At 42.2% G+C, this 10,322-nt stretch carries 10 protein-coding genes and 1 pseudogene; 5 read left to right on the top strand and 6 right to left on the bottom strand.

Going from position 1 to position 10,322, the window contains the following annotated elements:
* Window positions 1-246: 246 nt before the first annotated feature.
* Both GVO62_RS15945 and GVO62_RS15940 read right to left on the bottom strand, forming a co-directional pair.
* Window positions 247-603: a type II toxin-antitoxin system RelE/ParE family toxin gene (locus tag GVO62_RS15945; protein ID WP_236547202.1), complete on the bottom strand. Its 357-nt coding sequence runs from the start codon at window positions 601-603 to the stop codon at window positions 247-249.
* The gene (locus GVO62_RS15940) at window positions 581-808 is read right to left on the bottom strand and encodes a type II toxin-antitoxin system prevent-host-death family antitoxin (protein ID WP_159120075.1); all 228 of its coding nucleotides are present in this window, start codon (window positions 806-808) and stop codon (window positions 581-583) included. Before GVO62_RS15940 ends, GVO62_RS15945 begins: the two co-directional genes overlap by 23 nt.
* Window positions 809-1,003: 195 nt before the next feature.
* Here GVO62_RS15940 and GVO62_RS19520 point away from each other — a divergent pair, with 195 nt between their 5' ends.
* Window positions 1,004-1,189, top strand: a complete 186-nt coding sequence (locus GVO62_RS19520; protein ID WP_159120074.1) for a hypothetical protein — start codon at window positions 1,004-1,006, stop codon at window positions 1,187-1,189.
* Window positions 1,190-1,317: 128 nt separating this feature from the next.
* On the opposite strand, the gene GVO62_RS15930 is transcribed toward GVO62_RS19520, so the two are convergent.
* Both GVO62_RS15930 and GVO62_RS15925 read right to left on the bottom strand, forming a co-directional pair.
* The gene (locus tag GVO62_RS15930; protein WP_159120073.1) at window positions 1,318-1,971 is read right to left on the bottom strand and encodes a hypothetical protein; all 654 of its coding nucleotides are present in this window, start codon (window positions 1,969-1,971) and stop codon (window positions 1,318-1,320) included.
* Between the two features lie 17 nt (window positions 1,972-1,988).
* A complete protein-coding gene (locus GVO62_RS15925; protein WP_159120072.1) occupies window positions 1,989-2,480 on the bottom strand; it encodes an RNA polymerase sigma factor in 492 nt (163 codons plus the stop codon).
* 310 nt (window positions 2,481-2,790) lie between these two features.
* Here GVO62_RS15925 and GVO62_RS15920 point away from each other — a divergent pair, with 310 nt between their 5' ends.
* From GVO62_RS15920 to GVO62_RS15910, 3 genes are all read left to right on the top strand, one after another.
* Window positions 2,791-3,147, top strand: coding sequence for a RidA family protein (locus GVO62_RS15920; protein WP_159120071.1), 357 nt, complete (start codon window positions 2,791-2,793; stop codon window positions 3,145-3,147).
* Window positions 3,148-3,358: 211 nt separating this feature from the next.
* Complete coding sequence (locus GVO62_RS15915) at window positions 3,359-4,147, top strand: lipase family protein (protein WP_159120070.1); 789 nt, start codon at window positions 3,359-3,361, stop codon at window positions 4,145-4,147.
* A gap of 226 nt (window positions 4,148-4,373) precedes the next feature.
* A complete protein-coding gene (locus tag GVO62_RS15910; protein WP_159120069.1) occupies window positions 4,374-5,486 on the top strand; it encodes an ADP-ribosylglycohydrolase family protein in 1,113 nt (370 codons plus the stop codon).
* Between the two features lie 90 nt (window positions 5,487-5,576).
* Here the strand turns inward: GVO62_RS15910 and GVO62_RS15905 are convergent.
* Together GVO62_RS15905 and GVO62_RS15900 are read right to left on the bottom strand one after the other, a co-directional pair.
* Window positions 5,577-5,747: pseudogene (locus GVO62_RS15905) on the bottom strand (gfo/Idh/MocA family oxidoreductase); the annotation flags it as partial.
* Between the two features lie 110 nt (window positions 5,748-5,857).
* Complete coding sequence (locus tag GVO62_RS15900) at window positions 5,858-8,695, bottom strand: PAS domain S-box protein (RefSeq protein WP_159120068.1); 2,838 nt, start codon at window positions 8,693-8,695, stop codon at window positions 5,858-5,860.
* A gap of 328 nt (window positions 8,696-9,023) precedes the next feature.
* Here GVO62_RS15900 and GVO62_RS15895 point away from each other — a divergent pair, with 328 nt between their 5' ends.
* The gene (locus GVO62_RS15895) at window positions 9,024-10,193 is read left to right on the top strand and encodes an AI-2E family transporter (protein ID WP_159120067.1); all 1,170 of its coding nucleotides are present in this window, start codon (window positions 9,024-9,026) and stop codon (window positions 10,191-10,193) included.
* Window positions 10,194-10,322: the final 129 nt, after the last annotated feature.

Genomic DNA, 10,322 nt, shown 5'->3' with positions numbered 1-10,322 from the left:
AAACATTAAACCAACTTTTCAGTTGGTTTTTTTGTGTCTGAAGCTCAGTAAATCGCCACGCAAGCGTGTCGGCCGAGTGTCGGTCCAATCAAAGCCCGCCCACTGGTATCATCTCTTCTTTGTAGAAGTAGATACTGAAACCGACTTTTGAGTCGGTTTTTTTTGTGTCTGAAATCAGCGTCGTTCTGGGCTCTACCCCATTAACGGGGGATCAGTATTTATCCTGTTCTATTAATTTGGGGTAAATCAGACGAGTAAATTAACTTCAAACAAAAGCTTTTTCAGATCTTGTCTAGAATCAAAAACTAGAAGAAGAATGACCGTCTTTGTAGAGTCTTCAACTCGGTAAAGCACCACATTATGACTATCGACAAGAAGCTGCCTGTATTCGGTTAACCCTAATTCCAGGAGCCTGTCGCTATGAGGCGCAGAATACGGATTTACAGAGAGTTGAGACTTAACTTTTGATTTAATAGCTCGCTTGGCCTCGTTTGCAACATTGTGATTAAATTTTCTGGTTAAAAATGCATCCAGTTTTTTCAAACAAAGTTTAAAAACCGGTGTCACTTTTATGCTGTATTCAATCGTCGTCAAATGCTTCATCCAGATCAAATAGCCCGTTCTGTCGCGCACTGCGTTCTGACAAATTCATGAGTTTTAATAATGCTATAGTTTGTTGCTGTTCTTCGTAGTCATTCGCATCCTGAATAACATACTTTGGCTTGCCATTTTGCGTGACCAAAATGGGATTATCTAATTCCAGATGATTCGCATGTTCCTTCATGTAAGATACAGTTTGAGTTTTCATGACAATCTCTTTGGTCTAAATATAGACTTATTATAGTCCGATAGACGAAAAATGAAACGGATAGATTTCCGAGTGGAACCGCAATATTTTCATGATATACCTATACCGGAACATTTATTTAATCAATTCGGCTTCAAAATTGAAAACTCTGCATGTTATGCTTTTACATTAATTCAGCGATTCAAGACTACTTACTTGACAAAGTTTGATAAAGATTTCCCGAAACTAGAGATGCGGCTTGACGCATTTTTTGATGCCATTGATGACGAAGATTACAAACTTGCCCGACTCATTGTAAAAAAGGCGGTCAGGAAATTCCCCCGACATCCTGTTTGCTTCGCGCTTCACGCGTCATTATTACAATTTAACTTACTGATTTAAAATAATTATTTCAAACACTAACTTTCCAAAATCCGTTGCTAGCGATAGCGTGGCGGCCGAGTATCGGTCTTATCGACTTTTCTCTCCTGATGTGCCTTGCTAAAAAACAACCTTGTGGCCCCTTCTTCTCACTCTTTGTCCATACTTTCGAATTGATCTAACAGGTGCGTTAACCTGCGGCCGGATATTTCCTGATAAAGCCAAGCAATTAATTTATTTGTTCTATTTTCTGGCTTGAGTTTATAGACAAGCAGCACCGCCAGAGCTCCAAATATCACGCCAACAACTGAAAATCTAATTGCTGTGTTTGCCGACATTAATGAGAATAAATCAACGCCAAAAAACAGGTCGTAGCCCAGGAATACATAAGCCATGTAAAAAGGTGCAGATAGAATTAGTAGTTTAAAAACATTCAGACTGTGCGTTCTTACAGCAATTAGATCATTCAAGATTTCCTTCATTGGTTTCGAAAAGTCTATCTTACTTAACAGCGCGATTTGGCCGATACTCCCGGCTAGCCCTACTACTGCAAATACATTGAGCACAAATGCAGAAACCACCGGTGCGGTTAGACTCCAGGACGAAGCCATATAGGTTCCCAAAGAAAGAACGATGCAAAAAAATACAATGCCTTCGATGGCTCTCGTCAAAATGAGCTTATTCAACTCGCTTTTGTTACCTTCAGCCTGTATTTTTTGAAGTAGTTTTTTATTCAGGCTCATACTCTCATCTAACTTTTCGCTATGTGCCTGCCACATAGACTGCATCTGTTCTAAATTCATATTTTATCCCTTTTTTCTTAAGCCGATTTTGTCTTTAACTTCTGTTTAATTCGACTGATCTTGGTGGAGACATTTGAAATTGTGATTTTTAAATTAGCCGCAATTTCAGACTGGCTTACACCTTCTAGATACATCAACAATACCGCTTTATCTACGCCGCTCAGTTCGTTTATAAATGTGTATAACTCATTCAAACTCTGTTCATTTTCTCGTTCAGCTTCCATGTCATAACTCAGTAACTTGTCTTCTATTTCTGTATGCTTATAAGCAGTTGTCTTATCTTTCCTGTAAAACGATATCGCAACGTTAAGCGCCACTCGATACATCCAAGTTGTTATTTTGAAGCTATCATTGTAGGTATCTAAAGAACGCCAGATTTGAGCGAGAATTTCTTGGACTAAATCCTCTCGGTCAAACTCATTGCTGCAGTAGGAGCGAGCGACTTTAAACACTATTCCCTTGTGCCTTTCTATGATGTCTAAGTACATTCCATGCCTATCGACGCTCATTTCACTATTCTCAATGGATTGAATCTTTGCATAGCCTAAGTCTTTTTATCTTAATCACTTTATAGTTGGTCTAAAAGCATGCCTACCACTAGTGTCTGCTCCTACCCAAATAGAATGTAGTTGACTAATGATTCGCGGCCGAGAAATAAATCTCACAATATTTTTTAAATTAGAGAGAATAAGTTGTTTAACGTGTTGTGACTCTTTCAAGCTGCAAAGCTAACAGCAGTGAGAATAAATTGAAGTACCCCCGCAAACCGATTAAAGTCGCCCAACATTTCCTCTCCCAACTTCTTGAAAGGCCTTTTTGATGAACATCGAAAGAATGGAAACTAAGCAGCGCATGAGTCGTATTGTGAAACACAATGGCGTTATCTATTTATGCGGGCAGGTGTGTGCTGATGCCACACAAGACATTACTCACCAAACTCAGACTATGCTTGATAAAGTCGACAGCCTGCTTATTCAAGCGGGTAGCGATAGAAAACATATGCTTTCTGCCACTATTTATCTGAAAACTATGGATGATTTTGCCAAGATGAATGAGGTGTGGGACAACTGGGTACCAGAAGGTTACGCGCCAGCAAGAGCCTGCGTTACTGCCGATATGGCGCGCGAGGCGTTGCTTGTTGAAATCTCTGTTGTCGCTGCTGAAATAACTGACTAAAACAACCTGTTTAGAGAGTAAACCGTTGGCTCTGCTCTCTCTGTTCTCTCTTTTCTCTCTGCTCTCTCTTTTCAGGGCCCTATATCACTCAAGCAAAATAACCCTTTCCCGTCATAACTCTGAAATAAACCACCTGTAACGTAGGAGGCTCTCGGATAGAGTCTGCGAAGACTCAACCTCAAACACGCAAATTGCTTCGATACGAGTTTTCATGAAGAAACTGAAACGCTATCAATACGAACGATATGCCATTCTTTGCCAACTCGCCTACCCTGATGCTGACGCACAATATCAAAAAATATTAGACCCCTTTCACGAACGCCACCTTGTGGACAAGTACGGCAGAATGAGCGTAAGGATCCTGTGGGTAAAAAACAAAAAAGAAGTCATTATCGTTTTTCGTGGTTCGCTAGGATTCAAAGACTGGTTCGCCAATTTGTTTTTCATACCGTATAGATTACGACAGCTAAACAGAAGTTTTTTTGTACATTGGGGTTTTGCCAGATTGCTTGCTCAGCCAATGTATTCAAGTACGAAAACCTCAGAAGACGCACTACCGCTTAGAGAGCTACTGGTTAAAGTGTTAGACCCCCTTCGCGAGCAAGGCAAGCGATTTTCTTTTATAGGCCATTCATCTGGCGGCGCCGTCGCCGTGCTAATGGCCGACTATTTTGAGAGAAGGTTTGCGAAATCGGTAAAAAGAGTAGTCACTTTCGGGCAGCCGGCCGTCGGAACGCGGTCATGGTATAAACATTACCTATTACATCATAGAACGTATCGCATTTGCTGCGATCTTGACGTGATAACTTTCATGCCTCCCTTCCCTTTTTATTTTTGGCATGTGGGGAAAATGCTTTGGCTGCATGATGATAAAATTTATGAAAACACGCCTACTCACAGGCGATTTTTAATGTCTCTTAAAAGCTGGTTGTTGCGCCCTATCACGTATCACTATATGCGAAAATACATTCGGAATAAGTCGCTTTTTGATGAACATTAGAGCACCCATAACGCGTTTGAAAAAAGCGAGTATAAAGTTATCGCCAGCGCGTTTCCTCCTGTAAAAACCATATTACCTTTACCATCAGCGCTCTCCCCCATACGTCTTCAATACAGCTGCAATTGAGGGGTAAAAGAACGATCACTTTGGGTTACTCACGCGTAAACGTTTAACGGTCAGTAAATGAATATCCATTACTGCGCATCAACACATAGGCGAGAGAAATATGTCTTCACTGAAACTAGAGCGCGCAAAGGCCGCACTTAAGAACGCGTTTATCGGCGATGCCCTTGCCATGCCTGTGCACTGGTACTATAACCCTGCCGATATCTATAAAGCCTTTCCGTTAGGTATCGAACAATTTGAAGATGCCCCTTCGTTCCACCCTTCATCCATAATGTCGCTGCACTCTACACAACAAGGCGGACGTGCAAACAGGGCGTCTGGCAGTCAGCGGGAAATAGTGGGCGAGGTCATTCTCAAAGGGAAAAGACAGTTTTGGGGTAAAGACAACGTTCATTATCATCAGGGAATGAAAGCTGGAGAGAATACACTCAATGCACATTGTGCTCGCATTGTTTTAGCCTGTGCGCTCAAGGGTTATGAACCCGATGAATTTCTCTCGCGCTATATAGCCTTTATGCGCGCTGATGAGCCACAACATCCTGACACCTATGCGGAGTCTTACCACCGCGGCTTTTTTGCCAATCTTGAACGTGGTATTCCTGCAAACCAATGCGGTGCAGTAACCCACGATACCGCGTCAATTGGCGGGCTGGTGTCGGTAACGCCCCTTGCTATTGTTCAGATAGCTCAACAACAGCCACTTAAAGATATTCAAGCAATTTGTCGCCATCATCTTTCTCTGACCCATCCAGATGAATCACTTGCTATAGTTTGCGATCTCTACGTTGAACTGCTGAATAGGTTGATGCTCAGAGAGGATGAAGAACCTGCCGCTATTGTTGAAGATATTGCTCAGCGTTCTGGTAGGCTGAACTTGCCTAGTTTAATTTTAAAGAAAAAAAGCGATATTGAAGTAGTGGGCCGTACGTTTTCACCTGCATGCTATATCAGTGATGCGTGGCCAAGTATTTTATACTTTGCCTATCGCTATGTAGATAACTCTAAGCGCGCACTTATGGCCAATACGAACGTAGGTGGAGACAACGTGCACCGTGGCTTTGTATTAGGAGCTGTCATGGGTTTGATAGAGGGGCGAGAAATTAATGCGTGGTTTGAGCAGCTCGCCGATGCCGAATCGCTTAACTCTGCCATTGAAGGCCTTAGCTACATTAGTAATAAACATGCCCGCTTTCTTAACGGGCTTGCTATTTAGATAGGTGACTTATACAAAACACCTAAGTAAGTTCATTTGTATGAGCGTTCATGAGTGAGCAATAAAGGTCTATTCATGGTCCGTAAACAACTACAGGCTCACCCGCCTGCTCGTTTTTGCCGCCTCGAATATGGCGTTCATAATATGAATATCGGCCAGTCCTTCGCTGCCGGTCACTAGAGGCTCTCGGCCAGTTAATATGGCTAACGCATCGTTATCCATTTGAAGGGTTTGCTGCATGCCGCTAATAGGAAGTAGCGTCATTCTTGTGTTCAACCATCATCCCCATCATGTCAAAAAACAAATGAACCTAGAAGATCATGGGCTATAAAGACGAATCGGCACAAACCCATTACTGAAAACTTAAGGCGTTAATGCTTTGAGGATATTTTCACCTGCCATGCTTGCGCAATTATTGGTTCAAGATCGTTTAAATCTAAAGGTTTTACGAGGTGATGGTTAAATCCAACTTCTTTCGAGCGCTGAATGTGCGATGGCTGTCCCCATCCTGTTTGAGCCACAAATATTGCGTTGGCTAACGCGCTATTTTCACGAAGTAATTTACATAAATCGTAGCCATTCATTCCAGGCATGCCTATATCTAGCATGACTAAATCAGGTATAAATGTCTGCACAGCTTCTAATGCTGATGGTCCGTCCTCCACAACCTGTACAAGACAGCCTTTTGCCTCCAAGATCCAGCCCATAGTAATAGCCGCATCTTGGTTGTCATCAGCAATTAAAATCTTAAGCTTTTCAGAAGTAATACCCACAACATTGTTGCTCTTTTCCGGTTTACTTTCCGTTTTCTGTGCAGCTTCTAGTACAGGTAATGTGACCGAGAACGATGTGCCTTTTCCCACACCATCACTGTGCACGCGCACACTTCCGCTGTGCATTTCGGTAAGCTTTTTAACCAAGGTAAGACCTATGCCTAGGCCGCCCTGAGAGCGTTCAAGAGCACCATCAATTTGAGTAAACATATCAAAAACTGAGTCTAATTTATCGGTGGGAATACCTTCACCATTATCATTAACAACGATATTTACCCTGTTGTTCGACGTATTGATTTGAACATCAATTTTTCCACCGGCTGGCGTGTACTTAGCAGCATTATTGATTATATTTGAAAAAATCTGCGACAACCGGATGAGATCACCGTTAACCCAAATAGGAACGGAGACTTTTTCCACTGATAACGTATGCCGCTTTTCATCAATTAAAGGTTGAATCGTTTCTATCGCCGTGCCCAATATTTCACATAAATTCACGGGCTCCCGATGAATTCTAATTTTGCCTCGGGTGATGCGCGACACGTCCATAAGATCATCAACTAACCTTGTCATCTGGGTTACTTGGCGCTCAACCCGCCCGAAAGCCTCACTTTTTTGCGTCTGGCTATAATCTTGAGACTGTAAAATCTCTAACGCATTTCGAATGGGCGCCAATGGATTACGCAGCTCGTGGGCTAACGTAGCAAGGAATTCATCTTTTCTGCGGTCAGCTTCTTGAAGCGCTTCTACCGCATTGCGTTCGCGTGTCGTGTCAACCCCCACACCTGGAAAGCGCTCGGGTTCCCCTGCACTGTCATAAATTACCTGACCTCTAAAAGAAGCCCAGCGAATAGTGCCGTCTTTTTGTAAAATACGGTATTCCTGGTTATAGGGCGTGCCATTGTCGATGCTTTCTTGGATGGCTACTTTATTCGCATCTAAATCATCCGGATGGATATACTGACTGGGTACTTCAATCGCCACACCGTGCTCTGCTTCATCGCTGGTAAGATTAAATAGCTCCCCTAAACGTTCATCTGCTGTAAAGATATTTTGCTTAATATCCCAATCCCAAATACCAAAGCTATGCGAAGCCTCTAGCGCCAAGCGCCTTCGCGATTCTGCACGCTTTACCATTTCTTCGGCTTGCTTACGTTCTGTTATATCTCTTGTTGAACCTGCGATAGCTTCAACGTTTCCGTCTTCACCAATAACAGGAACGAAGATGTAATCGTATATGCGTCGACCGTTGGTACCGTCAAATGGAACGTCGCTACGAATAGATTGTTTAGTTTCAATGACCTGTCGAATCTCTCGCATGTGCATATCGGCATGCCAAGGTTCATAGCCTAATTCCAAGCAGTTTTTTCCAATAGCTTCATCCCACGTCATGCCCCACATTTGCAACAAGGCGTTGTTTGCGTACGTAAAGCGCCCCTCAAGATCGAAGATGTAAAGCAAATCTGGTGTGTTAGACAAGGCCGTTTCATACAATCTTCGCTGTTTATTGAATGATTCGACGTTTTTCAATAACGCCGATTCAGCCTCACGTCGAGCACGATTTTCGTTATTACGCTCGATAATAATTGCGGCAGTTTTCGAGAGCGCGTTAATCATATCGACATCATCAGGCAAGGGCGTAAAACGCTCATGATGGAATAAACAAAAAGTCCCTAAAACAGTGCGACTTTCAGCAGATAAAATGGGCCGGCACCAAAACCATTGCAGCCCTAACTCTTGAGTAGAGCGACAAAAATCATGAAATTCAGATTGCTCGCTGACATCGACACAGACCACATCACGAGTTTGACAGCATTTTCCCAAGGGCGATAAATCATCAATGGCTAAATTATCAAAATATTGACGTGTTTTGCTTGGCATTGAAGGCGCTGCAGCACAAACAAGCGACAGCTCATCCTCTGAAACTAATGAGATACCACAAACGCCCTGAAAGTCGATGGTCTTTTCCACGGCGCTGACCAAACATGCCAATATATCCTCTAAGTCTGCGCCGGATAACGCTAGCCTCATAGCATCTCGCTGTGAATTGGAAATAATCTGTAGTCTTCGTTTCATCGAAAAATCATGAAAAGAAAAACCTACAAAATCCTTCATAACAGGAAATATTGTGAGTTTGAACCAAGAATGATCTGCTCCCAAACGAATTTCTAATGGCGTGCTTTGTTCATGTTTAAGAACGTTTTCAAACTGCTGAATAATAAGGTCCGATTTTTCATCGGGAAACAAACTGAATACTGAATCATCGACATTATTTGACTCATGAAGACCACAGATAACACGTGCTTTATCGTTCACATAAGTGATAAGCCCTTTAATATCAGTTAGGATAACCGCATCGGTGATGTTTTCTACGAGAGCTTGGAATGGAGTGTCATTGGTGAAAGAAGATACAGCCTCAGACTTTGGCTCTGGCATAGCGCTCTCAAATTATAAGGAAAAAAATATACTAAAGTATAAAGTTCTCTATGGCTAACATTTTGACCACAATCACTTTACTACTGTGATAAAGGCCAACAGACTCACGAACTCAAATAAAGATAGTGTTTTTAACGCTAATGTATGCGTTGCTATTTACAGGTAAAAACGGGAGAAGTCGGCGAGGGAAACGTAAGTGCGTTAAGGGATGGTTGATCTAAATTAAGAACTGTATTGTTTGTGAACTTTAATGATGAAATTTTCGTAATATTAACACTCTAATTTCAAAGAAATATACGCAAAAATATTTCTCTGCAGAGGCTAAGACATGGATAACGCTGGCTCTACGCAAACTAAACGGAACAAGAAGTACTCTGGCTCTTTTCCCAAAATAGCCCAACAAACAAGGTTGCTCAATACGCTTGTTATTTTTGCTATTATCTACACACTTTATCTTGCCAAAACCTTACTTATTCCTCTTTGTTTCTCTGCATTTGTTGCATTATTACTTAGTCCTCTCGTGGCTTTTGCCAAGAAATTCTTTGTGCCACCAACCATTTCCGCAGCTATTCTCATTGCAATACTCGTCGCCCCTTTTACCTTTTTAGCTTTGGAACTAGCCGAGCCTGCCGAACGTTGGATGCAATCTCTCCCCAAGATAGCAACGGAAATAACTGAAGAAATTGAAGAAATTAGTAGCCATATAGATGGCTACACCACTGAGCCCCCAGTCGACACTAAACCTGCAGATAAAGAAGGGTCATTCTTTAGCTGGTTTAGCGAGGATGATCAGCCGCCTGAGCCCCCGCCAAAAGCTGATAATGCAAACTCGGTAACCGATAAAATTAAGCAGAATGGCATAGATATGGGCCTAACGCTTTTTAGCAATGCACCATTGATGGTCGCACAAATTCTCGCGTGCTTTGTGCTCATATTTTTCTTATTAGTGTTTGGGCCCAGTCTATTTCACGTTTTTATTAGAGACTTTCCTATTGTCACCGATAAAAGGCGCGCGTTAGTTCTGGTTGGTCAAATTCAACACGAGCTTTCCTCTTATATTGTTACCATCAGTATTATTAACACCTGCTTGGGTTTAGCTACAGCAGCAGTATTTTTCTACATTGGTATCGAAGATGCATTACTGTGGGGAGCATTAGTCGCTCTCATGAACTTTGTACCTTATTTAGGCGGCATCGCTAGCTGCCTTGTATTGTTAGTAGTAGGCCTTGTCCAGTTCGGACTTACGAGTAGTGCTTTCTTGCCGGCCGGCATTTTTCTAGCGTTGAACATTGTTGAGTCGCAATTAATCACACCCGCCGTTTTGGGTAGAAGTATGCAGCTAAATCCACTGATCATTATAATTTGGATAGCCATAACAGGCTGGCTATGGGGCGTGATCGGTGTATTGCTTGCTGTACCTATTCTAATGTGTGTGAAAATTATTTTGGAAAACCTAGGTGTCTTTAACCATTGGATAAGACTTATTGAATCTAAATAGACGCCAAACTCTGGAAAAAATCACAACTAACCATTTGTTTTATCGTTGATCATATCTGCAACTCTTATACTATCCTATACTACCTGGTCAGTGCTTTTACGACTACTATTGGCTATGACACTTTGACGT

It is taken from the genome of Alteromonas sp. KUL150, from assembly GCF_009811475.1.
GTDB classification, from domain to species: domain Bacteria; phylum Pseudomonadota; class Gammaproteobacteria; order Enterobacterales; family Alteromonadaceae; genus Alteromonas; species Alteromonas gracilis.
This window is presented reverse-complemented; position numbering and strand designations above follow the sequence as displayed.